Annotated in this window: 18 protein-coding genes; 11 read left to right on the plus strand and 7 right to left on the minus strand. The window is 76.1% G+C overall.

The genetic code is table 11. From position 1 onward, the window contains the following. Positions 1–11 precede the first annotated feature (11 nt). Both AAEM63_RS04225 and AAEM63_RS04230 read left to right on the plus strand, forming a co-directional pair. Positions 12–1,880 carry a trypsin-like peptidase domain-containing protein gene (locus AAEM63_RS04225; protein ID WP_341360404.1) on the plus strand — a complete coding sequence of 623 codons (1,869 nt, stop codon included), beginning with the start codon at positions 12–14 and terminating at the stop codon, positions 1,878–1,880. Positions 1,881–1,925: 45 nt separating this feature from the next. Then, positions 1,926–2,534 carry a twin-arginine translocase TatA/TatE family subunit gene (locus tag AAEM63_RS04230; RefSeq protein ID WP_341360405.1) on the plus strand — a complete coding sequence of 203 codons (609 nt, stop codon included), beginning with the start codon at positions 1,926–1,928 and terminating at the stop codon, positions 2,532–2,534. Between the two features lie 18 nt (positions 2,535–2,552). Here AAEM63_RS04230 and AAEM63_RS04235 read toward each other — a convergent pair whose 3' ends face one another. The 3 genes from AAEM63_RS04235 to AAEM63_RS04245 all read right to left on the minus strand — a co-directional run bounded on the left by AAEM63_RS04235 (position 2,553) and on the right by AAEM63_RS04245 (position 5,746). Further along, positions 2,553–3,695, minus strand: a complete 1,143-nt coding sequence (locus AAEM63_RS04235) for a P-loop NTPase (protein WP_341360406.1) — start codon at positions 3,693–3,695, stop codon at positions 2,553–2,555. A gap of 97 nt (positions 3,696–3,792) precedes the next feature. Further along, positions 3,793–4,458, minus strand: a complete 666-nt coding sequence (locus AAEM63_RS04240; RefSeq protein WP_341360407.1) for a DUF1003 domain-containing protein — start codon at positions 4,456–4,458, stop codon at positions 3,793–3,795. Then, entirely contained in the window at positions 4,451–5,746 is a 1,296-nt protein-coding gene (locus AAEM63_RS04245) for a CBS domain-containing protein (protein ID WP_341360408.1), read from the minus strand. Before AAEM63_RS04245 ends, AAEM63_RS04240 begins: the two co-directional genes overlap by 8 nt. A gap of 172 nt (positions 5,747–5,918) precedes the next feature. Here AAEM63_RS04245 and AAEM63_RS04250 point away from each other — a divergent pair, with 172 nt between their 5' ends. The 3 genes from AAEM63_RS04250 (at position 5,919) to AAEM63_RS04260 (ending at position 8,303) form a co-directional block, all read left to right on the plus strand. Then, positions 5,919–6,422, plus strand: a complete 504-nt coding sequence (locus AAEM63_RS04250; RefSeq protein WP_341360409.1) for a DoxX family protein — start codon at positions 5,919–5,921, stop codon at positions 6,420–6,422. A gap of 172 nt (positions 6,423–6,594) precedes the next feature. Further along, complete coding sequence (locus AAEM63_RS04255; protein ID WP_341360410.1) at positions 6,595–7,455, plus strand: general stress protein; 861 nt, start codon at positions 6,595–6,597, stop codon at positions 7,453–7,455. Positions 7,456–7,457: 2 nt separating this feature from the next. Continuing rightward, positions 7,458–8,303 carry a sugar phosphate isomerase/epimerase gene (locus AAEM63_RS04260; protein ID WP_341360411.1) on the plus strand — a complete coding sequence of 282 codons (846 nt, stop codon included), beginning with the start codon at positions 7,458–7,460 and terminating at the stop codon, positions 8,301–8,303. Between the two features lie 25 nt (positions 8,304–8,328). On the opposite strand, the gene AAEM63_RS04265 is transcribed toward AAEM63_RS04260, so the two are convergent. Continuing rightward, positions 8,329–9,924, minus strand: a complete 1,596-nt coding sequence (locus tag AAEM63_RS04265; protein ID WP_341360412.1) for an aminopeptidase P family protein — start codon at positions 9,922–9,924, stop codon at positions 8,329–8,331. 110 nt (positions 9,925–10,034) lie between these two features. On the opposite strand from AAEM63_RS04265, the gene AAEM63_RS04270 reads away from it, so the two are divergent. Both AAEM63_RS04270 and AAEM63_RS04275 read left to right on the plus strand, forming a co-directional pair. Then, a complete protein-coding gene (locus tag AAEM63_RS04270; protein WP_341361304.1) occupies positions 10,035–10,877 on the plus strand; it encodes a PHP domain-containing protein in 843 nt (280 codons plus the stop codon). After that, on the plus strand, positions 10,874–11,497 hold the full coding sequence (locus AAEM63_RS04275; RefSeq protein ID WP_341360413.1) for a MarC family protein: 624 nt from the start codon (positions 10,874–10,876) through the stop codon (positions 11,495–11,497). The genes AAEM63_RS04270 and AAEM63_RS04275 overlap by 4 nt, the downstream gene beginning before the upstream one ends. 62 nt (positions 11,498–11,559) lie before the next feature. On the opposite strand, the gene AAEM63_RS04280 is transcribed toward AAEM63_RS04275, so the two are convergent. After that, complete coding sequence (locus tag AAEM63_RS04280) at positions 11,560–13,170, minus strand: DEAD/DEAH box helicase (protein WP_341360414.1); 1,611 nt, start codon at positions 13,168–13,170, stop codon at positions 11,560–11,562. A gap of 251 nt (positions 13,171–13,421) precedes the next feature. Further along, positions 13,422–13,646: a DUF3107 domain-containing protein gene (locus AAEM63_RS04285; protein WP_341360415.1), complete on the minus strand. Its 225-nt coding sequence runs from the start codon at positions 13,644–13,646 to the stop codon at positions 13,422–13,424. A gap of 173 nt (positions 13,647–13,819) precedes the next feature. On the opposite strand from AAEM63_RS04285, the gene AAEM63_RS04290 reads away from it, so the two are divergent. From AAEM63_RS04290 to AAEM63_RS04300, 3 genes are read left to right on the plus strand one after another with little or no spacing between them, the layout of a single operon-like run. Next, complete coding sequence (locus AAEM63_RS04290; RefSeq protein WP_341360416.1) at positions 13,820–14,587, plus strand: DUF3152 domain-containing protein; 768 nt, start codon at positions 13,820–13,822, stop codon at positions 14,585–14,587. Between the two features lie 59 nt (positions 14,588–14,646). Continuing rightward, on the plus strand, positions 14,647–17,865 hold the full coding sequence (locus AAEM63_RS04295; RefSeq protein ID WP_341360417.1) for a PD-(D/E)XK nuclease family protein: 3,219 nt from the start codon (positions 14,647–14,649) through the stop codon (positions 17,863–17,865). Continuing rightward, a complete protein-coding gene (locus AAEM63_RS04300) occupies positions 17,862–21,215 on the plus strand; it encodes an ATP-dependent DNA helicase (protein WP_341360418.1) in 3,354 nt (1,117 codons plus the stop codon). Before AAEM63_RS04295 ends, AAEM63_RS04300 begins: the two co-directional genes overlap by 4 nt. A 15-nt stretch (positions 21,216–21,230) precedes the next feature. On the opposite strand, the gene AAEM63_RS04305 is transcribed toward AAEM63_RS04300, so the two are convergent. After that, positions 21,231–22,493, minus strand: coding sequence for a phosphotransferase (locus AAEM63_RS04305; RefSeq protein WP_341360419.1), 1,263 nt, complete (start codon positions 22,491–22,493; stop codon positions 21,231–21,233). Positions 22,494–22,718: 225 nt separating this feature from the next. Here AAEM63_RS04305 and AAEM63_RS04310 point away from each other — a divergent pair, with 225 nt between their 5' ends. Then, positions 22,719–23,954: an ATPase, T2SS/T4P/T4SS family gene (locus tag AAEM63_RS04310; protein ID WP_341360420.1), complete on the plus strand. Its 1,236-nt coding sequence runs from the start codon at positions 22,719–22,721 to the stop codon at positions 23,952–23,954.

The following is a 23,954-nucleotide window of genomic DNA, read 5'->3' on the forward strand; positions in this document are numbered from 1 at the left end:
AAGGAACTCCCATGGACGAGGAACCCCCGGGCCGGGACACCGAGGCACCCACGGATGCGTCGCCGTACGACTACGAGGCCACCCCGGCGCCGCGTCCCGAGCCCTTCCACCGGGTGGGGCACGGCGACGCCGCGCACCCCGCGCTCGACCGGGACGACGCCGCCGCTGCCGGACGGCGGTTCGGGGCCCGCTGGCGGCGACGCGCGACGAGCGCCCACGCCGACGACGACGGGCCGTCGCGCCGCGCCACGCCCACCTCCTGGCCCGCACCGCCGCCGTCCGACGGCGGACCGGTGCGCCCCCCGTCCTACCCGCCGGTCCGGACGTCGTTCGGACCGCCCCCCGCGCCGGCCGACGGAGCCGGCACCCGGCCGGTCGACGGGACCGGCTGGTCCCTCGGCGGCGGCTCGTCGGACGGTCCGGCGCCCGGCCACCCCGGCGGCCCGCAGGGCGAGACCCACCCCGGCCCGCAGGTCGGGACCCACCCCGGCCCCCAGGGCGAGACCCCCGGCCGCGCCGGCGCCTCGCCGGACGCGGCCCGGCACGGCACCACCACCGCCGGCCCGGCCGGACCGTGGGGGCGCCCCGAGGGTGAGCGGCCCGCGAGCCGGGGCGTGCCGTGGACGAGCGGCGCGACCGCGACGGCGGACGCCGGCCCCTGGCGACGACCTGGCTCCAGCGAACCCGGCCCGGGCGCGCCGCCCCCCACGGACGGCGTCGCCACGATCTTCGCGCCCTCACCGGACGCCGCCGGCTGGGCCCGGTACGGACCCGCCGAGCCCGAGCCGGAGCGGCAGCGCCGCGGCGTCGCCCGCGGGGTCGTCGTACTCCTGGTCCTGCTGGCGCTCGTCACCGGGATGCTGCTCGGCGCGCTGGGCGCCCGGTCCTTCTTCGACGTCGGAACCACCGGTGCCTCGGCCACGCTGCCCGTCTCCTCCGGCGCCGGGGCGGACCGGGCGCCGGAGTCGGTGGCCGGCATCGCCGAGCAGGTCCTGCCCTCGACCGTCTACATCGAGGCGCAGGGCGGGGGGCAGGCGAGCTCGGGCACGGGCATGGTGCTGCGCGAGGACGGCTACCTCGTCACCAACAACCACGTCATCGAGGTCGCGGCGGACGGCGGCAGCGTCGTCGTCGTCTTCCCCGACGGCGCGCAGGAGGCGGCCGAGATCGTCGGCCGCACCTCCGACTACGACCTCGCCGTCCTGCGGGTGGGGCGCACGGGCCTGATCCCGCTGGTCCTGGCCGACTCGGACTCGATCGCCGTGGGCGACCCCGTCATCGCCGTCGGCGCGCCGCTCGGCCTGGAGGGCACGGTCACCACCGGCATCGTCAGCGCGCTCAACCGGCCCGTCCGCGCGGGGACCACCGCGCAGACCTTCATCAACGCCATCCAGACCGACGCCGCCATCAACCCCGGCAACTCGGGCGGGCCGCTCGTCGACGCCGCCGGCCAGGTCATCGGCATCAACAGCGCCATCGCCCAGACCCCCGGCGCCTCGCAGGCCACCGGGAGCATCGGCCTGGGCTTCGCGATCCCGGCCAACCAGGTCCGGCGCACCGCCGAGCAGCTCATCGCCTCCGGCCGGGCCACCTACCCGATCATCGGCGTCGCGCTCGACACCCGGTACTCAGGTGAGGGCGTGCAGGTGATGACCGACGACGACGGCGACACCGAGGCCGTCACCTCCGGCGGGCCCGGCGCCGTCGCCGGCATCGAGCCGGGCGACGTCATCCTGGCGATCGACGGTCGCCCGGTCACCGATCCCGACGAGCTCATCGTGGCCATCCGGTCGCGCGCCCCGGGGGAGACGGTGACCCTCCTGGTCAGGCGGGGTGCGGACGAGCGGGAGGTCGACGTCGTCCTGGGGGAGGGGCCGTGACCGAGGGCGCCCGCCGGGGCGGTGCCCGCCCCGTATCCTGACGCCGTGGGTATCAACGGAGGCGAGTGGGTCGTCCTCATCGTGCTCGCCTTCCTGCTCATCGGCCCCGAGCGGCTGCCCGAGGTCGCCCAGCAGCTCGGCCGGCTCACCCGCGAGCTCAAGCACCTCGCCACCGGCGCCAAGGAGAAGGTGCGCGAGGAGCTCGGTCCCGAGATGGACGACCTCGCCGTCTTCGACCCTCGCCAGTACGACCCGCGCCGCATCGTGCGCGAGGCGCTCATGGAGGACGAGCCGTCCGCGGCGGTGCGTCCGGCCCGCCCGCCCGCCGCGAGACGTCGGCCCGCCCCCCGGACCGCGCCCGCCCCCGTCGGCCCCGCCACGGCGGGAGCCCTCGCCGGTGCGGCGGGCGGGGCGGCGGCCGCCGCCGCAGGCGCCGGCCCGGGAGCCGCGGTGGTCGCGGGAGCCGGGGCCGGGGTCGTCCCACCGGCGGGCAACCGGCCGCAGCCCGCGGACGGTCCGGGGGGCGGGTCGGGCGTCACCGGTGCGGCGACGGGCGACGAGGACGGCACCGGCGTCGCCCACGTCGACGCCGTGGTGGGTGAGGGGGCCGACCCGGCGGCCTACGTCGTCCCGTTCGACGACGAGGCCACCTGAGGTCTGGCGACGCCCGGCTCAGCGACCCAGCGGGCTGATCCCCAGCGAGCGGCCCGCGAGGCCGCGGGCGCGGTGCGACAGCGACCGCGCGAGGCCGCGCAGCGCCTCGGCCGCGGGGCTGGTGCCCTCGCGCAGCACCAGGGGCAGACCGTCGTCGCCGGCCTCGCGCAGCTCCTGGTCGAGCGGGACCTGCGCGAGCAGCGGGACCGGGTAGCCCAGGGCGGTGCCGAGCTCGGACGAGACGCGCTCGCCGCCGCCCGAGCCGAAGATCTCCAGGCGTGAGCCGTCGGGCTGCTCCAGCCACGACATGTTCTCCACGACGCCGACGACGTGCTGGTGGGTCTGCTCGGCGATGATCCCGGCGCGCTGGGCCACCTCCGCGGCGGCCACCTGGGGCGTCGTGACGACGAGCACCTCCGAGTTCGGCAGCATCTGCGCCACGGAGATGGCGATGTCGCCGGTCCCGGGCGGCAGGTCGAGGAGCAGGACGTCCAGGTCGCCCCAGAAGACGTCGGCCAGGAACTGCTGCAGCGCGCGGTGGAGCATGGGTCCGCGCCACACCACCGGCCGGCCGTTCTGGGTGAACATCCCGATGGAGATGACCTTCACGTCGTGCGCGACCGGCGGCAGGATCATGTCGTCGACCTTCGTCGGCGGGTACGTCACGCCGAGCATGCGCGGGATCGAGAAGCCGTAGATGTCGGCGTCGACGACGCCGACCTTGAGGCCGTCCGCCGCCATCGCCGCCGCGAGGTTGGCCGTCACCGAGGACTTGCCCACCCCGCCCTTGCCGGAGGTGACGGCGTACACGCGCGTCAGGGACCCGGGCTGGGCGAACGGGATGACCGGCTCGGCCTCGCCGCCGCGGAGCTGGGAGCGCAGGGCCTTGCGCTGCTCCTCGGTCATGACGCCCATGTCGACGCGCACCGCGCTCACGCCGTCCATGGCGCCGACGACGTTGGTGACGTCGCGGGTGATGGTGTCCTTCAACGGGCAGCCGGCCGTGGTGAGGTCGACGCCGACGACGACCAGACCGCCGGGTTCGACCTCGACGGAGCGGACCATGTTCAGCTCGGTGATCGGGCGGCGGATCTCGGGGTCCAGGACGTTCCCGAGCTCGGCCTGAACGGCCTCGACGGTGGGTGCACTCATGCCCTCCATCGTAGGCGGCCCGGGACCCGTCCCTCGTCGGCCCCCGGTAGTCGCGGTCTCCCGGCCGCTGCCGTCGCCCGTGCGGCCGCCGCGCTCGTCGACGCTCTCAGTCGCCGCCCTCGCCGGCGCCGCCCTCGCCGGCGCCGCCCTCGCCGGGGCCGCCCGGGCCGGGCGCGTCCGGGGGCGCAGCCGACGGGCGGAGGCCCTTGCCCTTGCCGCCCTTGCCCTTCGACCGCGCACCCGCGCGCTCGACGGTGCGCTCCATGTCCGAGAGCTCCTGCTCGAGCTCTCGGATGCGCAGCTCGCGCTCCTCGACGATGTCCTCGAGCAGTCCCCGCAGCTCCGAGCGCACGAAGTCGCGGGTGGCGACCTCGTTCATCGCCAGCCGGAGGGCCGCCATCTCGCGGGCGAGGTACTCGGTGTCGGCGAGGTTGCGCTCGGCGCGCTGCCGGTCCTGCTCGGCCGCGACCCGGTCACGGTCGTCCTGGCGGTTCTGGGCGAGGAGGATGAGCGGGGCGGCGTAGGACGCCTGCAGCGACAGCATGAGGGTCAGGGCGGTGAAGCCCAGGGCGGCGGAGTCGAACTGCAGCGGCACCGGGCCCCAGGTGTTCCACGCGAGCCAGACCGCCACGAACGCGCTGAGGTAGACGAGGAACCGCGGGGTGCCCATGAACCGGGCGATCGACTCCGAGGTGCGGCCGAAGAACTCGGGGTCCACGCGCGGGCGCCACCGCCGGCGTGCCTCGAGGGGGGTGTCGAGGCGCTCAGCCATGGGCGGTCCTCGTCATCGCCTCGTCGGTGACCTCGTCCTCGGCGTCGCGCCAGTCGTCCGGGAGCAGGTGGTCCAGCACGTCGTCGACCGAGACGGCGCCGAGGAGCCGGCCGCCCGCGTCGACGACGGGCAGGGCCGTGAGGTTGTAGGTGGCGAGCAGCCGGGTGAGCTTGCCGATGGGGTCCTCGGGGAGCACCGCCTCGACGTCCTTGTCCAGCATCGTGCCGAGCATGGTGTGCGGGGGCTCGCGCAGCGCCCGCTGCAGGTGCACGACGCCGAGCAGCTTGCCCGTGGGGGTCTCCAGCGGGGGCCGCACGACGAAGATCATCGCGGCCAGCGCCGGGGTGACGTCGGTGCGGCGGGCGTGGGCGAGGGCGTTGGCCACGCTCGCCTCGGGCGGCAGGACCAGCGGCTCGGTGGTCATGAGGCCACCGGCGGTGTGCTCGTCGTAGGCCAGGAGCCGGCGGACGTCCTCGGCCTCCTCCGGCTCCATCCGATCGAGGAGGTCGCGCGCCTTGTCCGAGGGGAGCTCGGAGACGAGGTCGGCGGCGTCGTCGGGCTCCATGGCATCGAGGACGTCGGCCGCCCGCTCGACGTCGAGGGCCGAGACGATCGCCACGCGGTCCTCCTCGCCGAGCTCCTCCAGGACGTCGGCGAGCCGCTCGTCGTCGAGCTCGCTGGCCACCTCGAGGCGCCGGACGTCCGGCAGGTCTCGCAGGACGTCGGCGATGTCGGCCGGCTTGAGGCCCTCGAGGGTGGCGAGCAGGGCGGTCGCGCCCTGGGCCCGTCCGCCGGCGAGGCCGGTGACCTCCTCGACGTCGACGACGAACGCCTCACCGCGGCGCAGCAGGCCCGTGCGGCCCGTGTGGCGGCGGACGAAGAGCTTGGTGATCATCCAGTCACCGGTGCGGCGCTGCTCGAGGGCGACGTCCTCGATGACCGCGGTGCCCGAGCCGTCGCGCAGTGTCACGGTCCGGTCGAGGAGCTCGGCGACGACGAGGGTCTCGGTGGCGCGGCGCTGGAACCGGCGGATGTTGACCAGGCCCGTGGTGATGACGGCCCCGGCGTCGATGCTCGTCACCCGGGTCAGCGGCACGAACACGCGCCGCTTGCTGGCCACCTCGACGACGAGGCCGACGGCGCGCGGGGCCCCCTTGAGGCGGATGAGGACGACGACGTCGTGGACCCGCCCCACCTGGTCGCCCAGGGGGTCGAAGACGGCCGTGCCGGCCAGCCGCGCGACGTAGACGCGGCTCGGCGGGTTCGGGCGGGCGGGGGGCGTGCTCACGCCGGCCAGCCTAGTCGTGGCGGCCGGACGGTGGTCGGTGGGGAACCGCCCGCCGAGGCGCGTCGCCGACCTCGGGCGCCGTGTGACGCACGCGACCCGCCGGCACGGAATGGTTGAACCGTCATCTAACTTGACTCCTTCGTACCCCTGACACCCCCTCGAAAGGTTCACCATGGAAATCGGCCTCCTCCTCGTCCGCGTCGTCGTCGGCGCCCTCCTCGTCGGTCACGGCGCCCAGAAGCTGTTCGGCTCCTTCGGCGGCTACGGCATCGCCGGCACCGGTGGCTGGTTCGAGTCCATCGGCTTCCGGCCGGGCCGGGCGATGGCCGTCGTCGCCGGCCTCTCCGAGCTCCTCGGTGGCCTCCTGCTCGTGCTCGGCCTGCTCACCCCGCTCGCCTCGGCCGCCATCGTCGGCACGATGGTCGTCGCCGCCTCCACCCACGCGGCCAGCGGCCTGTGGAACACCGCCGGCGGCTACGAGCTGCCGCTCGTCCTCGCCGTCGTGGGCGCCACCGTGGGCCTGACCGGTCCCGGCGCGTACTCCCTCGACGCCGCCCTCGGCCTGCAGCTCTCCCCGGTCGTGGGCCTCGGTGCGATCGCGCTCGGTGTCGTCGCCGCCCTCGTGGTCGTCGCCCGCGCCAGGGCGGCCGTGCGGGCCGTCCCCGTCGCCGCCTGAGGTCCCCGGCGCGGCCTGAGGTCCCCGGCGCGGCCTGAGCTCGCCGACGCGCCGACCGGGAAGAAGGGTCCGTCCCGTTGCGGGGCGGGCCCTTCGTCGTCGGAGCGGCCGGCTGGTGGCCCGGGAGGTGGAACGCGTGGCGACGCCCTCGTCAGGGGTGGAAGATCGACCCATGCCGTCCACGCGCAAGCAGACCGACCCGAGGCTCCCCACGCTGCCCACCGGCGTGGAGGTGGCCTCCTACACGACCTATCTCGAGGCCCAGCAGGCCGTCGACCGACTGTCCGACGAGGCCTTCGACGTGCGGGCGGTGACGATCGTGGGGACCGACCTGCGCATGGTCGAGCGGATCACGGGGCGTCTGACCTACGCCCGCGTCGCCGGCGCGGGGGCGATGAGCGGGGCCTGGTTCGGCCTCATGATCGCGCTGGTGTACTGGGTCTTCACCCCCGAGGGCACCTTCCCCGTGGTGGCGGGCGTCCTCATCGGTGTGGCGTTCGGCATCCTCTTCGCCGTGGTGTCCTACGCGTTCACGGGGGGGAAGCGGGACTTCACCTCCGCCAGCCAGGTCGTGGCCGGGCGGTACTCCATCCTGTGCGCGGCCGAGAGTGCGGGGCAGGCGCGCCAGCTCCTGCGTTCCGTCGCGGCTTCGCCCGGGTGGCGCGCGCCGTCCGCGCCCGGGCAGGGCGGTGCGTCCGGGCAGGGCGGTGCGCCCGGTGAGCGTGACGCCCCCGGGCGGGGACGGGCGGACGCCGGTCGGCCGGCACCAGACAGCCACGACAACCCCTACGCCGCCCCCGGGACGCCGTGGCGCTCCGGCGGACCGGCCCCCGAGCGACCGACGGCTCCCGCGCCGGAGCGGACCGTGGCGCCCGCCGAGGGCGCCGGCACGACGGCCGGGACGGGCGCCGGGCCGACCGGGAGGACCGAGCGTCCGCGCTACGGTCTGCGCCTGGAGGACCTCGAGGGCGCCGACGGCACCGAGAAGGAGACCGGACCCGACCGCGAGGCCGGCGGCGAGCGGAGGGAGTGAGCATGGGGATCCCCGTCGGACTGTCGACGTCCTCGGTCTACCCCGCGGGTGTCACCGAGACCTTCGCGCTGGCCAAGGAGCTCGGGTACGACGGCGTGGAGGTCATGGTCCTGCGCGACCCCCACAGCCAGGACGAGGTCAAGCTCCGTGAGCTCATGGACACCTACGAGCTGCCCATCCTCTCCATCCACGCCCCGACCCTCCTGCTCACCCAGGGGGTCTACGGCAAGGACCCGTGGGACAAGGTCGACCGGTCCACCGAGCTCGCGCACGACGTCGGCGCCCACGTCGTCGTCCTCCACCCGCCGTTCCGGTGGCAGCGCGCCTACGCCGAGCACTTCGTCGGGGCGATCGCCGAGCGCGAGCGTCTGGACGACATGCGCCTGGCGGTGGAGAACATGTTCCCCTGGCGGGCCCGGACCAAGAAGCGCGAGCGGGTGATGCAGGCGTACCTGCCGGGCTGGGACCCCCTCGAGCACGACTACACCCACGTCACCCTCGACCTGTCGCACACCGCCACCGCGGGCATGGACGCCGACGCCTCCCTCGCCATGGCCGACGAGCTCGGACCGAGGCTGGCGCACCTCCACCTCGCCGACGGCACGCCCACGTTCATGGACCAGCACCTCGTGCCCGGCCACGGCGAGCAGCCGTGCGCCGAGGTGCTGCACATGCTCGGCTCCCAGGGGTTCGACGGCAGCGTCGTGGTGGAGGTCAACACCCGCAAGATGTCTCCGGAGGACCGCCGGGCGGCCCTGGCGGAGTCTCTCGCTTTCGGGCGCGAGCACCTCGCCACGGGCGAGAGCAAACGGGTCGCCGCGCTCGTCGAGGTCCCCGAGGAGGGGTAGGGACTCGGTCGCGTGCCCGGGACGCTCAGCCGCGGAGCGAGGCCATCCACGCCTCGATCTGCCCGGGCTCGCGGGGGATGGCCGCGGAGAGGTTCTCCACCGTGCCGTCCTCGCGGATGAGCACGTCGTCCTCGATCCGCACGGCGATGCCGCGCAGTTCCTCGGGCACCTTGAGGTCGTCCTCCCGGAAGTACAGGCCCGGCTCGATGGTGAAGACCATGCCCGGGGCGAGCTCGGCGTCGAGGTACATCTCGCGCCGGGCCTGGGCGCAGTCGTGGACGTCGAGACCGAGGTGGTGGCTCGTGCCGTGCACCATCCAGCGGCGGTGGTACTGGCCCTCCGGCGCCAGCGACTCCTCGGCCGTGCCGGGCAGCATGCCCCACTCGGCGAGCCGGGCGGCCAGGACCTCCATCGCGGCGGCGTGCAGGTCGCGGAAGCGGGCGCCGGGCCGTCCGGCCCGGGCGAACGAGGCGTCGGCCGCCTCGAGGACCGCCTCGTAGACCTTCCGCTGGGCGGGGGTGTAGCTCCCGTCCACGGGGAGCGTGCGGGTGATGTCCGCGGTGTAGAGCGAGTCGACCTCGACGCCGGCGTCGACCAGGACGAGCTGCCCCGCGCGCACGGGCCCGTCGTTGCCGATCCAGTGCAGGGTGTTGGCGTGGTTGCCCGCGGCCGCGATCGTCTCGTACCCGACGCCGTTGCCGTTCTCGCGGGCGCGGGCGGCGAAGGTGCCCTCGATGACCCGCTCGCCGCGGTGGTGCGCCACCGCCCGGGGCAGGGCGCGGACGATGTCGTCGAAGCCCTGCGCGGTCGCGGCCACCGCCGCGCGGAGCTGGTCGACCTCGTACGGGTCCTTGCGCAGGCGCAGCTCGGACAGCGCGACGGCGAGGTCGGCGTCGGTCCCCTCGGTGACGCTCTGCCCGGCCTGGGCGCGGACCTCGGCCACGACGGCCTCGACGGCGGCGTCCGCCTGCGGGACCACCCGGAGCTGGACCTGGCCCGCGCCGGCGTCCTTGGCCAGCGCGTCGCGCAGGCTGTCGATGTGCTCGGCGCGCAGCCCGGTGCGGGCGGAGACCTCCGCCAGGGACGGCCGCACCCCGACCCACAGCTCGCCGTAGCGGGAGTCGGCGTAGAACTCCTCGGTGTCGCGGCCCGCACGGGGACGGAAGTACAGGACGGCCTCGTGGGTGGGCGCGTCGCCGTCGGCCGGCTGACCGCCGGTCGCCTCGTCGAGGGGGTGCAGCACGAGGACGGCGTCCGGCTCCTCGTCGGTGCCCAGACCGGTGAGGTGGGCGAAGGCCGAGTGCGGCCGGAAGCGGTAGTCGTTGTCGTTGTTGCGGGTGACGAGGCCGCCGGCGGGCACGACGAGCCGCTCGCCGGGGAAGAGGCGGCCGACGGCGGCGCGGCGGGCGGCGGCGTGGTCGGCCGCGGGGGAGCGCTCGGGCAGGAGGTCCGGCCGCGGGCCCCAGCCGTCGGCGATGAACGCGCGGAAGGCCTGGCTCGTGGGCCGCTGGGAACGGTTGTCGCCGCGCTCGGACAGGGGCTGGGCCTCCGGGCCGGTGGCGGTCGGGGGGGTGTCCTGGGCCCGGTCCGGGGTGGCGGCGTCGCTTCGTTCGTCGGTCATGGCGCCATGATCGCACCGTCGGCCGACACGGTGGGCACCGGGGTGCGCGGGCCGCACGCCGCCGCACTGGGCACCGGTGCCGCACCAGTACCCTTGCCCGTGTGTCCGGGATGCGCATCGACCTCCACGCGCACACCGCCACCTCCGACGGCACGGAGTCGCCCACCGAGCTCATGCACGCCGCTGCCGCGGCCGGGATCGACGTCCTCGGCCTGACCGACCACGACACCGTCGGTGGCTGGGCCGAGGCGCAGGACGCCGTCGCCGCCACGGGCGTCGCGCTCGTGCGCGGCGCCGAGCTCTCCACCCAGTCCCGCGGGATCTCGGTGCACCTGCTCAGCTACCTCCACGACCCCGACGACGCCGAGCTCGCGGCGGAGATGCTGCGTGCCCGCCGCTCGCGGGACGAGCGGGCCCACGACATGGTCGAGCGGATCTCCCGGGACTACCCGATCACCTGGGCCGACGTCGAGGCGCAGGTCGCCGACGGCGCGACGGTGGGTCGGCCGCACATCGCGGACGCCCTGGTCGCCGCCGGCCTGGCGCCGGACCGGTCGAGCTGCTTCGAGACGATCCTGTCCGTCCGGGGGCGCTACTACGTGCCCTACCACGCGCCCGACACCGTCGAGGCGGTGGAGATGGTCCGGGCCGCCGGGGGCGTCCCGGTCATGGCGCACCCGCGCGCCGCCGCCCGCGGGCGGGTCGTGACCGACGCCGTCGTGGCGGCGATGGCCGCTGCCGGGCTCGCGGCCCTCGAGATCGACCACCGCGACCACACCGCCGCCGACGTCGAGCACCTCGAGGCCCTCGCGTCGCGGCTGGGCCTGGCCCGGACCGGCTCGAGCGACTACCACGGTGCGGGCAAGCCCAACCGGCTGGGGGAGCGCACGACGGCGCCGGAGGTCCTGTCGATGATCGAGAGCGAGGGGTTCCTGCCGGTGGTGCGTCCGTGAGCGGCTACATCGACCTGACGTTGCTGTCGACGACCTTCTTCACCCTCTTCGTCATCATGGACCCGCCCGGGACCGTGCCGGTCTTCCTGGCACTCACCTCACGGATGACCGGTGCCCAGCGTCGCGCGGCGGCCCGGCAGGCCACGCTGGTGGCCTTCGGCGTGATCCTGACGTTCACGCTGTTCGGCCAGTACATCCTCGGCTTCCTGCACATCTCCGTGCCGGCGCTGCAGCTCTCCGGTGGGCTGCTGCTGCTCCTGGTCGCGATGGAGCTGTTGACGGGTCAGGCGGAGGAGCCCACCCCGTCGGCCTCGGGCGTCAACGTCGCCCTCGTGCCGCTGGGCACGCCGCTGCTCGCCGGACCCGGCGCGATCGTGGCGGCGATGCTGGCGGTCGAGCAGTCGGACGGCTCGACCGGCGACCGGGTGGCGATCGGCCTCGCGCTGGTGGCCATCCACGTCGTGCTGTGGCTCGCGATGCGCTTCGCGGTGGTCATCCACCGGGTGCTCGGCGAGGGCGGCACGACGCTGGTCACGCGCCTCGCCGGTCTGCTGCTGGCGGCGATCGCCGTCCAGCTCATGGCCGACGCGGTGTTCGCCTTCCTCGACGCCCGGGGCTAGCGGCGACGGTCGGCCCGACCGGAGCCGCCGGGCGCGCCCCTCGCCGGGGCGCGCCTCCGGCCTCAGCCCTGGGTGTCCTCGGCCGCCTGGCCGCCGCGGGTGCGACGGCGCGACCGGGTCCGGCGCGGACGCTCGGGGTCGCTCTCGGCGGGGCGCTCGGCGTGCGAGCCGGACCGGCCCCGGTCGTGACCGCGTCCGCCGTCCCGCCCGCGGTCGCCCTCGCGGCCGCGGTCGCCCTCGCGCCCGCGGCCACCGCCGGTGCGGCCGCCGCCGTGGCGCTTGCCGGTCTCGCCGAGGTCCTCGATCTCCTCGGCCGCCAGCCCGGCGCGCGTGCGGGCCGACCGGGGCAGGCGCCCCGTCGTGCCCTCGGGGATCGACAGGTCGGCGTAGAGGTGCGGCGAGGTGTGGTAGGTCTCGATCGGCTCCGCCGCACCCAGGCCCAGCGCCTTGTTGATGAGCGACCAGCGCGGCATGTCGTCCCAGTCGACGAACGTCACGGCCGTGCCGGTGTTGCCCGCGCGGCCGGTCCGGCCGATGCGGTGGAGGTAGATCTTCTCGTCCTCGGGGCACTGGTAGTTCACGACGTGCGTGACGTCGTCGACGTCGATGCCGCGGGCCGCGACGTCGGTCGCCACCAGCACGTCGACCTTGCCGGCGCGGAACGCGCGCAGGGCCTGCTCGCGGGCCCCCTGGCCGAGGTCGCCGTGGATGGCCGCGGAGGCGAACCCTCGCTCGGCGAGGTCGTCGGCCACCTTGGCCGCGGTCCGCTTGGTGCGCGTGAAGACGATCGTCAGGCCGCGCCCGTCGGCCTGGAGGATGCGGGAGAGCACCTCGACCTTGTTGAGGGCGTGCGCGCGGTAGACCACCTGCCGGGTGTTCTTCACCGTCGCGCCCTGGTCGTCGGGGTCCTGGGCGCGGATGTGGGTGGGCCGCGACATGTACCGCCGGGCCATGGCCACCACCGCGCCGGGCATGGTCGCGGAGAACAGCATCGTGTGCCGCGTCGCCGGGGTCTTGGACAGGAGCGTCTCGACGTCGGGCAGGAAGCCCAGGTCGAGCATCTCGTCGGCCTCGTCCAGGACCACCGTCCGCACGCGGGAGAGGTCGAGGATGCGCTGCTTGAGCAGGTCGATGAGGCGACCCGGGGTGCCGACGACGACCTCGGCGCCACGGCCGAGGGCCTCGATCTGCGGCTCGTAGGCGCGGCCGCCGTAGACCTGGACGATCCGGACGCTGCGCCGGCGCGAGGCCGCGGTCAGGTCGTCGGCGACCTGCTTGGCCAGCTCGCGGGTGGGGACGATGACCAGACCCTGCGGGGCGCCGGCGGCCTCGAGGTCGTCCCAGCCGTCCTCGCCCGGGGCGACGACGCGCTCGAGGAGCGGGATGCCGAACCCGAGGGTCTTGCCGGTGCCGGTCTTGGCCTGGCCGATGATGTCGTGGCCGCTCAGGGCCACGGGCAGGGTCAGCGCCTGGATGGGGAACGGGTGGGTGATGCCGACGTCGCGCAGCGCGCCGACGATCGGCTCGCTCACCCCGAAGTCCGCGAAGGACTTCTCCTCGAGATGGGCGGTGGCGGTCCCGTCGTCGGTGATGTCGGGGGTGACCTCGTCGGCCACGGGCAGCACGGGGGTCTCGACGAGGTCGAGGACGCCGGAGGCATTGGTTTCGGTCATGTTCAGCTGTCGCCTTGTCGCTCGAGGCGGACGGCCGGCACCGCACCGGCGCTCTGCCGGGGTGCTGGCTCCACCATGTCGTGGCAGCCGATCGTGATCATGTCGTGCCGCGTCGGCGGCTTCAGGCTCAGGTTTCTACGAGACGACCGGGCAACCGTTTACTTCCCCAGGGTAGCGCGAAGCCGCCCGGTCGTGCTGACCGGGCGGCGTGGGGGTGGTCACCCGGGGCGGCGCGGCCCCCGTCCTCGGCCTCAGACGAGACCGAAGCCCACCCGGCGCTGCTCGGTCGGGCCGAGCTCGACGAAGCCCAGGGCCTCGGCGGGGACGACGACGTGCCGGCCCTTCTCGTCCTCCAGGACCAGCGGTGCGGAGTCCTTGAGCGACGTCCGCACGGCCGCGAGCACCTCGTCCGGGCTCTGCGTGGACTCCAGGCTGATCTCGCGCGCGACGTTCCGGACGCCGATGGTGATCTCCACGGTGCTCCTCCTTCATGCGGGGTCGATGCTGTCGCCCATCGTAGGTGGTGACACCGACGGCGCCCGCCCGGCCGGGGCGGCGGACCGGGCCACAACCTGGCGTGGCGGGTGTCACGGCCCGGACCACCCGGCGTCGGAGCGGTCGTCCGCCACGGCGGTGAGAGGATGGGACCGTGCGTCCCGCTCCTGCCGCCGTCGCCGCCGTGCTCGCCCTCGCGGGCCTGCTGGCGCACGCCGCCGCTCTCGCGCCGGCCACGGCGGCGGGCCTCGCGGGCACCTCGACTGTCCTGAGCGCCTCGGTCCGCACGCCCGACCCCGACGTCTCCGCGTGGCCGCCCGAGGACGCCGGCGCCGCGGCCGAGCGTGCCGAGCGCGCCCGGGCCGGCCTGACCGCGGACGAGGTCCCCGCGGCCGCCTCCGGGAACCTCGTCACCGTCCCGGGGTCCACCGAGGCCCCGCGGCCGGCGCAACGGGTCCGCACCGTCCGGGTCCAGTTCGAGGAGGGCCTCCCGGTGGACGGGGCGGCGTTCGCCGAGCTCGTCATGGACGTCCTCAACGACGAGCGCGGATGGGGCCACGACGGCTCCGTCGTCTTCGCCCGCACCGACGGCGAGGCGGAGATCTCGGTCGTCCTCGCCTCCGGGGCCACCACCGACGAGCTCTGCGTCCCGCTGCGGACCATGGGGGAGTACTCCTGCGGGCGCAACGGACGAGCCGTCCTCAACGCCGAGCGGTGGTCCTCCGGGGCGGAGCCCTTCCTCGCCGCGGGCGCCGACCTCACCGCCTACCGCGAGTACCTCGTCAACCACGAGGTCGGCCACCTCCTGGGCCGCCCGCACGTCACCTGCCCCGCGCCGGGCACCGTCGCGCCGGTGATGGTCCAGCAGAGCATCGACCTCGGCGGCTGCCTGCCCAACGGCTGGGACGCCCTGGCCGGATGAGGCCGGGCGCGCCGCGTCGGTGCGCCCGGATGTCGGTGGGGTGTGATGGCATCGGGGGCATGGAGACGGCGACCCGCAGCACCGGCCCGCGGCTCGCCCTGCCCGCACCGGCACCCGCGCCGCCGGTCCTCGACGCCCGTCAGGCCGAGGCCGTCGCGTGGGGCGCCGGCGCCGGCAACCTCCTGGTCGTCGGCGCCCCCGGGACCGGCAAGACGACGACGGCGCTCGAGGTCTTCCTCGCGCGGGCGCGAGCCGAGGCCCCACCGGCGGGCGCCACGGTGGCCGGTGCGCAGGGGCCGCTGCTGCTCGTCCCCACCCGGCGCGGCGCGGCGCGCGTGCGCGACGCCGTCGCGGCCCGGCTGGGGCGCACCACCGGGCAGGTCCTCGTCCGGACCCCCGCCTCCTTCGCCTACTCCGTCCTGCGGCTGCGCGCCGCGCTCCTGCACGAGCCGGCCCCCACCCTGGTCACCGGACCGGAGCAGGACCAGATCCTCGGTGAGCTGCTCGAGGGGCACCGCCTCGGCCTGGGCGCGGCGGTGCGCTGGCCCGCGTCGGTGACGGCCGAGACCCTGGCCCTGCCGGCGTTCCGGGACGAGCTGCGCGACCTGTTCATGCGCGCCGCCGAGCTGGGCCTGGCCCCGGAGGACCTCGCCGAGCGGGGCGAGCGCCACGGCCGACCGGAGTGGGTCGCCGCCGCCGTCCTCCTGGGCGAGTACCAGGAGGTCACCGCGCTGGGGGAGATGACGCCCGACCGCGGGGCCCGCCTGGACGCCGCCCGCATCGTCGACGAGGCGACCGCGGCGCTGCGCGCGTGGGAGCGCGAGGTCCCCGACCACCCCCGCCCCCGGTGGTCCACGGTGGTCGTGGACGACCACCAGGACTCGACCCTCGCCGCCGCCCGGCTCCTGCGGGCGCTGGCCGACGACGGCTCGCAGCTCGTGCTGCTGGGCGACCCCGACACCGGCGTCCAGGGGTTCCGCGGCGGCACCCCGGCCCTGGTCGGCCTGGCCGAGACCCGCGCCGCCATCGGCGGGTTCGGGGCACGGCGCGTCGTGCTCGAGACCGTCCACCGGGGTGACGCGGAGCTGCGCCGGGCGACGGCGGCCGTGACCGGCGCCGTGTCGACCGCGGGCGCCGTCCGCCACCGGTCCGCCCGGGTCCCCGAGCCCGACGCCGGACCCGCCGCCGCTGCCGGTGGCGGGGCCGGCGGCGCGGGCGCGCCACCGTCCGGCACGACCGTGACGGTCCTGCGCTCCCGGGCCCAGGAGGGCGCCCTCATCGCCCGGTCGCTGCGGGAGGAACGTCTGCACCACGGCACCCCCTGGTCCCAGATGGCCGTGGTCACCCGCTCGGCGGGGCAGGTCGCGGCCCTGCAGCGGGCGCTGCGGGCCTGGCGGGTGCCGGTGGCCGGCGGCTCCGGGCCCGGCGTCCTCCGGGAGGAGCCCGCGGTCCGGCCGCTCCTCGTCGCGCTCGCCGCCGTCCTCGCCGGCACCACCACCGCCGAGCAGGCCGTGGAGCTGCTCACCTCCCCGGTCGGCGGCCTGGACGCCGTCGCCCTGCGCACCCTGCGCCGGGCGCTGCGGGCACGGGAGCGGGCCCGCGAGGGCACACGCACCGTGGACGAGCTCCTCGTCGCCGCGGTCGACGACCCCGCCGACGGGGCGGACCTGCCGGCCGGCGCCCGCCGCGGCCCGGCGCGCGTCGCCGCGGTCCTCGCCGCGGGCCGGGCCGCCCTGGAGCGGCCCGCCGCCACGGCCGAGACCGTGCTCTGGGCCCTGTGGGACGCGGCCGGGCTGGCCGAGCCCTGGCGCCGCCGCGCGCTCACGGGCGGCCCGGGCTCGGACCGCGCCGACGCCGACCTCGACGCCGTCATGGCCCTGTTCCGCGCGGCCGAGCAGTACACCGACCGCACCGTCGGCGGCGGCCCCGCCGGGTTCCTCGAGCACGTCCGCGCCCAGGACCTGCCCGCCGACACCCTCGCGGCCCAGGGCCAGCGCGCGGAGACCGTCCAGGTCCTCACCCCGGCCGCCGCGGCGGGCGAGGAGTGGCAGGTGGTCGTCGTGGCCGGGCTCCAGGAGGACGTCTGGCCCGACCTGCGCCTGCGCGACTCCCTCCTCGGGGCCGGCGCCCTCGCCGACGTCGAGGCCGGCCGGTCGCCCGACGGCCGCCGCGCCTACGGCCCGGCCCGCAGGCAGGTCCTCGACGACGAGCTGCGGATGCTCGCGGTCGCGGTCTCCCGGGCCGCGCGGCGCCTCCTCGTGACCGCGGTCCTCGACGAGGACGAGCGCCCCTCGACCTTCCTCGACCTCCTCGCACCCGACCTCGACCCGACCGACGCCCGCACCGCGCCGCCGCCGCTGGACCTGCGCGGCCTCGTCGCCGAGCTCCGCGGCGCCGTCGAGCACCGCACCGACCGGACGGGAGCCGCCGCCGAGCTCCTCGCCGACCTCGCCGCCCGCGGGGTCGCCGGGGCCGACCCCACCACCTGGTCCGGCCTCGCCGCACCGAGCACCGAGGTACCCCTGCGGCCGGCCGAGGCCCAGGTGCCCGTCAGCCCCTCCGGCGTCGAGCTCGCCACCACGTGCGGGCTCCGCTGGGCCCTGGAGCAGGCCGGCGGACGCGGGGAGCGGTCGGCGGACCAGAGCGTCGGCTCCCTCATCCACGAGATCGCGGCGGAGCACCCGCACGGCAGCGCCGAGGAGCTGCGCACCGCCCTGGCCGCACGCTGGCACGAGCTCGGGCTGGGCGAGTCCTGGGTGGGGCGGCGCCAGCGGGTCCTCGCCGAGGCCATGGTCGACCGGCTGGCGGCCTACATGGCCGGCGTGCCGGGCGACGTGGACGTCGAACGCGCCTTCACCGCCGACGTCGGCCGGGCCCACCTCACCGGGCGCATGGACCGGGTCGAGCACCTCGACGACGGCGCCGCCCGCGTGGTCGACCTCAAGACCTCCGCCAACCCGCTGCCCAAGGACAAGGCCGCCGAGCACCCGCAGCTCGGCTCCTACCAGGCGGCCGTCGAGGCCGGCGCGTTCGGGCCCGTGCGGCCCGCGGGCGCACGGCTCGTCTACCTCGGGGCCGGCGCGAAGGGCGCCACCCTGCGGCCCCAGCCGGCGCTCGCCGACGCCGCCGACCCGGCGTGGGCGGCCACGCTCGTCGGGGAGGCCGCCGAGGTCATGGCCGGCGCCGGTTTCGTCGCCCGCCTCAACGACCACTGCCGGCACTGCCCGGTGCGCCGCTCCTGCCCGGTCCAGGACGACGGGGAGCGGGTGACCCGATGAGCGCCCTGCCCCCGGCCGCCGCCCCGCCCCGCCGGCCCGCCGCGACCGCCCCACCCCGACACTCCGCCGCGGAGATCGCCGACGCGCTGCGCCAGCCCCCGCCCACCCCGGAGCAGACGGAGGTCATCGAGGCGCCCCTCGCGCCCCTGCTCGTCGTCGCCGGCGCCGGCTCGGGCAAGACCGAGACGATGTCCGCCCGCGTCGTCTACCTCGTCGCCAACGAGATGGTGCGCGCCGAGGAGGTGCTCGGCCTGACCTTCACCCGCAAGGCCGCCGCGGAGCTGGGCCACCGGGTCCGCAAGCGCCTGCGCGCCCTGCGCGGGGCCGGCCTGCTCACCACCGCGGCCGACCCCGCCGACGGCGCCGCCGTCCTCGACGTGGACCGCCCCACCATCGCCACCTACAACTCCTTCGCCGGCAACCTCGCCCGCGACCACGCCCTGCGGGTCGGCGCCGACCCCGACGCGCGCCTCATCACCGAGGCCGCCGCCTGGCAGCTCGCCGACGACCTCGTCCAGGGCTGGGCGGAGGAGCTCGCCACTGACCGCTCGCCCGGCGCGGTCACCGAGGCCGTCCTCAGCCTGTCCGGCGCGCTGTCCGAGCACCTCCTCGACCCCGCCGACGCCCGGGAGCTCCTCGCCGACCTCCGGACTGACCTCGTCGACAAGGCCGCCGGGCCGCGCGCCAGGGGCCCGCTGGCCCCGGTCGCGAAGGTCGCGGCCACCCTCAGCGAGCGCATCGCGCTCCTCGACGTCGTCGAGGCCTACGCCCGGCTCAAGCGGGAACGGGGCCTCATCGACTTCGGCGACCAGGTCGCCCTCGCCGCCCGGATCGCCGCCGAGGTCCCCGAGGTGGGCCACCAGCTGCGGGCCCAGTACCGCGTCGTGCTCCTGGACGAGTACCAGGACACCTCCGTGGCGCAGCTGCGCCTGCTCTCGGCGCTCTTCGGCGCCGGCCACGCCGTCACCGCCGTCGGGGACCCCAACCAGGCCATCTACGGCTGGCGCGGAGCCTCCGCCGCGTCGCTCGCGACCTTCCCAGGAATGTTCCGCTCCGCCGACGGCCCCGCGACCCGGACCCTGGCGCTGAGCACCTCCTGGCGCAACGACCGGGCCGTCCTGGACGCCGCCAACACCGTCTCCGCCCCGCTGCGCGAGCCGGGCGCCGTCGTCGACGTGCCCGTCCTGCGCGCCCGGCCGGGCGCCGGACCGGGCGAGGTGCTGGGCCTGTACGCCCCGACCCAGGAGGAGGAGTCGCGCCAGGTCGCCGCGTTCGTCGCCGACCGCTGGACCCCGGACTCCCCCCGCACCGCGGCGGTGCTGTGCCGCAAGCGCAGCCAGTTCCCCGACGTCGTCGCCGCCCTGCGGGACCGGGGGCTGCCCGTGCGGGTCCTGGGCCTCGGCGGGCTGCTGAGCACCCCGGAGGTCGTGGACCTGCGCGCCGCGCTCGAGGTCGCCCACGACGCCGGCCGCGGCGATGCGATGATGCGGCTGCTGACCAACCTGCGCCTGGGCATCGCGGACCTGCACGCCCTGCAGGACTGGGCCCGTGAGCTCGCCCGCCGGGCGTCCACGGCGGCGACCGACGACGCCGGCCGCCGCCTCGACCCCCGCGAGGAGTCCAGCATCGTCGAGGCGGTCGAGCAGCCGCCCGCGGCCGGCTGGTCCAGCCCCCGCGGTCACGTCTTCACCCCCGCCGCCGCGGCGCGGGTGGGGCGCCTGGGCGAGGTCCTGCGGCAGGTCAGGTCCCTGTCCTACCTCTCCCTTCCCGAGCTCGTCGTGGCCACCGAGCAGCTCCTCGAGCTCGACATCGAGGTCGCGACCCGGGCGGGGGCCGGTGGTGCCGGGGCGGCCCGGTCCGCCCTGGACGCCTTCGTCGAGGTCGCCGCCGGGTTCGCCGCCGACAGCGACCGGCCGAGCCTCGGCGCGTTCCTGTCCTGGCTCGACGCCGCAGAGGAGCGCGAGCGGGGGCTCGACGGCGGCGGCACGGCGGAGGAGGAGCCGGACACCGCGGTGGTGCAGGTCCTCACCGTCCACGCCGCCAAGGGCCTCGAGTGGGACGTCGTCGCCGTCCCCGGCCTGGTGGAGACCCAGTTCCCGGGGTACGACTGCGCCCCCCGGGACGACGGGCGCGTCACCGCCGGCGCCTGGCTGACCGCGGTGGGCGAGCTGCCCTACCCGCTGCGCGGCGACGCCGAGTCCCTCCCGCGCCTGCCCCTCGCCGGCACGGCCACCCACCGGGACGTCGCCGACGCCCTGGACGCCTTCCGGGTCGACGCCGGCGCCCACCGCGTGGCCGAGGAGCGGCGCCTGGCGTACGTCGCCGTCACCCGGGCCCGCTCCACCCTCCTGCTCTCCGGGTCCTGGTTCCGCACCGGGAAGACGGCCCTGCCGCCGTCGCGGTTCCTCACCGAGCCGCGCGACGCCGGGCACGTGACCGCCCTCGAGGACGGCTTCGTCCCCGCCCCCGCGGCCGGGACCGAGAACCCGGCGCTCGCCCAGGCGCTGGAGCGCTCCTGGCCGACCGACCCCCTCGGCCCCCGCCGCCCCGCCCGCGAGGCCGCCGCGGCCGCCGTGCTCGCGGCCGCCGGCCGGCTCGCCGCCGCGGCCGGGCACGACGACCTCCCGGTCCTGCGCCGGCTCGCGGTGAGCGACGACGACCTCGTGCGCGACTGGGCGCGCGACGCCGAGCTGCTGCTCGCCGAGCGCGACGAGGCCGCGAGCCCCGACGCCACCGTGCACCTGGCCGGGCACCTGTCCGCCTCGGCCGTCGTCAGGCTCGTGTCCGACCCCGAGACCTTCGCCCGCGACCGTCGACGCCCGGTCCCCGCCGAGCCGACCGTCGTCTCGCGGCGCGGCACCCGTTTCCACGAGTGGGTCGAGCGGTTCTACGGCCGCGCCGCCCTGCTCGACGTCGACGACGTCCCCGGCAGCGGCGACGAGGGTGCCGGCCCGCTCGCCGACGACGACCTCACCGCGCTGCAGCGGACCTTCGCCGCCTCACCCTGGGCGGCGCGGGTGCCCGTCGCGGTGGAGGTCGACCTCGAGACGCCGGTCGCCGGGACGATGGTGCGCTGCCGCATCGACGCCGTCTTCGCCGACGGCGGTGACGTCGAGGTGGTCGACTGGAAGACCGGACGGCCCCCGCGTGACGCCGAGGACCTCGAGCGCCGCGAGATGCAGCTCGCGCTGTACCGGCTCGCCTGGGCCCGGGCGACCGGCACCCCCCTCGAGCGGGTCGGGGCGGCGTTCTACTACGTCGGCGCCGACACCACCGTCCGGGCCGGTGACCTCACCGAGGAGGAGATCGTCGACCGCATCACCGCTGCGCTGGCGGTCCCGGTGAGCTGACCCGCGACCCGGAGGTCAGCTGTTCGGGCGGTCCTCGCGCAGGAAGTCGGGCAGGTCGCGGCCGAGGTGGAGCTCCTCGGTGACCGCGGCGTGGTCCTGCCGCCGTGCCGGGCCGGGAGCGGACTCGCCGGCCGGGTCGTCGGCAGGCGCGTCGACGCCGTCGTCCTGACCTTCGGTGCCCGGCTGGTCGACCTCATCTGCGGTCCCGGCGTCGACGTCGTCTGCGGGCGTGGGCCGGTCGTGGTTCTCCGGCCCGTCGCCGGCGGGCTCCGGAGCCCGGTCGCCGTCGGTGTGCGGGAGGGCGTCATCCTCGCCCCAGCCGCGGTCGGGCAGCACGACGGGCTCGCGAGAGCCGATGGGCGGGGCGTCCTCGACGTCGGCGGCGAGCTCGCGCAGCATCGCGGCCGCGTCGTCGATCACCGCCTGCTCGCCGGTGCGGGTTCCGTGGAGCAGCCACCGCGCCAGCGCGAGCTCGGAGACGAGCAGGGCGCGGTCGAGCAGGTGCTTGTCCGTGCTCTCGGTGCGGGCGAGGGAGTACGCCTCCTCGATCGCGTCGAGGGACTCCTCCGGCGCGGACGCCGTCAGCCAGGCCAGGTCCTCGGCGGGGTCGCCGACGTGGGCCTCGGCCAGGGAGAGCACGGCGCTGACCCTCCCCTCGTGGACCAGGACGTGGTCGGGGGCGAGGTCGCCGTGCACCGGCACCGCCCGGAAGCGCCACAGTGCGACGTCCTCGAGGGCGTGCTCCCACCGGTTGAGCAGGACCGCCGGCACGTGCCCGGTGCGGGCGGCCTCGTCGACCTCGGCGAGGCAGCGGCGACGGTAGGCGTCGGCGTCGTAGACGGGCAGACCCGCCTCGGCGACGACGTCGGTGTCGAGCTCGTGGAACGCGGCGATCGCGCGGCCGACCTCGGCGGAGAGCCCCGGGCCGGCGGCGAGCCTGGTGAGGTCGAGCGGGCGGCCGACGAGCTGGCGGTGGACCATCGCACGCCCGCCCTCGGGGAGGGCGGCGAAACCGGCGGGGCGGGGGACGTCGAAGGGCAGCCGGCCGTCGTCCACGGCCTTCGCGAGGTTCGCCAGGACCGCGACCTCGCCCTCCAGGGCGGCCCCGGCCGCGGCGTGCAGGGGCGCGACGACCACCCAGCTGCGCCCGCCGCCGTCGAGGACGCCGGTGGTCTGGAAGTCGGTGGTGACCCGCTGGGGTGGTCGGGTCGCCACCACGTCCAGGCCGGGCACGGCCGTGGTGGCGAGGGCGGCGAGAGCGAGGGCGGATCGGACCACGGCAACACGGTAGGCGGCGGCGGGGGCCGGTGCGCGGTGCACGCGCCGGAGGAGGGGCCACCGGTGCGGCGGTGCCACCACCGCTGGTGGCGGCGGCTCCTGTCCGCGAGGGCCGGGGAAGTTTTGTCCACAGGGGCGTGAAAACCTGCCCACGACCCTCGTCCGTCCAATATGTTCGGCCTCTGACCTGGTAGAACGCTCCAGCGGCGGCGGCGGAGGTGCGGCGTGGAGGACGGTGTGGCGCTGCTCGAGTCCGAGGTGCGGGAGCTGGTCCGCCGTCAGGGTCTGGACCCCGCCCGTGACACCGACGGTGTGCGCTCTCTCGTCGCCGCCGTCGTGGCCGACTACGACGAGCGGTCGCTGGCCGGGCTCGTCCCGCCCCTCGCGGACCCCGGCGCGGCCGCCAAGGAGGTCGTCGACGCCGTGGCCGGCCTCGGTCCGCTGCAGCGCTACCTCGACGACCCCGAGGTCGAGGAGGTGTGGATCAACGAGCCGGGCAAGGTCTTCGTGGCACGAGCCGGCCGGTCGGAGCTGACGACCACGATGCTCACCCACCAGCAGGTCCGCGACCTCGTCGAGCGGATGCTCCGGGCGTCCGGTCGCCGGCTCGACCTCTCCACACCCTTCGTCGACGCCTCGCTGCTCACCGGCGAGCGCATCCACGTCGTCATCCCGGACATCACCCGCTCCGCCTGGGCCGTGAACATTCGCAAGTTCATCACCCGGGCGCGGCGTCTCAGCGACCTCGTCGCCGTCGGGTCGCTGACGCCCCAGGCTGCGGCGTTCCTCGACGCCGCCGTGGTCGCGGGACTCAACGTGCTCGTGTCCGGCGCGACCCAGGCCGGCAAGACCACGCTCGTCACCGCCTTGGCGGGGGCCATCCCAGCCGGCCAGCGGATCATCACCTGCGAGGAGGTCTTCGAGCTCCGGCTCGCCAACCGCGACGCCGTCGCCATGCAGACGCGCCAGCCGAACCTCGAGGGAGTCGGAGAGGTGCCGCTGCGGCGCCTGGTGAAGGAGGCGCTGCGCATGCGCCCCGACCGGATCATCATCGGCGAGGTCCGTGAGGCGGAGGCGTTCGACATGCTCGTGGCGCTCAACGCCGGGATCCCCGGGATGTGCACCCTCCACGCGAACTCCGCCCGGGAGGCGGTGACGAAGCTGTGCACCCTGCCGCTGCTCGCGGGCGAGAACGTCACGGCCTCGTTCGTGGTGCCGACCGTCGCGAGCGCCGTCGATGTCGTCGTGCACCTGGAGCTCGGCCGGGACGGGCGCCGGAGGGTCCGCGAGATCGTCGCGGTGACGGGCCGCGTGGAGGACGGTGTCGTGGAGACCGCGGAGCTGTTCGCCCTGCACGACGACCGGCTCGAGCGATCCGGCGGGTACCCCAGCCACCCGGAGCGGTTCGCACTGGCCGGGTACGACCTGGCCGCACTGCTCGCGGCCGGCGACCGGGGGTAG

Source organism: Georgenia sp. M64 (genome assembly GCF_038049925.1).
GTDB lineage: Bacteria > Actinomycetota > Actinomycetes > Actinomycetales > Actinomycetaceae > Georgenia.

Bases quoted from the DNA above. Each gene is read 5' to 3' on its own strand.
- AAEM63_RS04225 (WP_341360404.1), top strand. From the start codon at position 12: ATGGACGAGGAACCCCCGGGCCGGGACACCGAGGCACCCACGGATGCG.
- AAEM63_RS04235 (WP_341360406.1), bottom strand. From the start codon at position 3,695: ATGGAGGGCATGAGTGCACCCACCGTCGAGGCCGTTCAGGCCGAGCTC.
- AAEM63_RS04240 (WP_341360407.1), bottom strand. From the start codon at position 4,458: ATGGCTGAGCGCCTCGACACCCCCCTCGAGGCACGCCGGCGGTGGCGC.
- AAEM63_RS04250 (WP_341360409.1), top strand. From the start codon at position 5,919: ATGGAAATCGGCCTCCTCCTCGTCCGCGTCGTCGTCGGCGCCCTCCTC.
- AAEM63_RS04255 (WP_341360410.1), top strand. From the start codon at position 6,595: ATGCCGTCCACGCGCAAGCAGACCGACCCGAGGCTCCCCACGCTGCCC.
- AAEM63_RS04260 (WP_341360411.1), top strand. From the start codon at position 7,458: ATGGGGATCCCCGTCGGACTGTCGACGTCCTCGGTCTACCCCGCGGGT.
- AAEM63_RS04265 (WP_341360412.1), bottom strand. From the start codon at position 9,924: ATGACCGACGAACGAAGCGACGCCGCCACCCCGGACCGGGCCCAGGAC.
- AAEM63_RS04270 (WP_341361304.1), top strand. From the start codon at position 10,035: ATGCGCATCGACCTCCACGCGCACACCGCCACCTCCGACGGCACGGAG.
- AAEM63_RS04280 (WP_341360414.1), bottom strand. From the start codon at position 13,170: ATGACCGAAACCAATGCCTCCGGCGTCCTCGACCTCGTCGAGACCCCC.
- AAEM63_RS04295 (WP_341360417.1), top strand. From the start codon at position 14,647: ATGGAGACGGCGACCCGCAGCACCGGCCCGCGGCTCGCCCTGCCCGCA.
- AAEM63_RS04300 (WP_341360418.1), top strand. From the start codon at position 17,862: ATGAGCGCCCTGCCCCCGGCCGCCGCCCCGCCCCGCCGGCCCGCCGCG.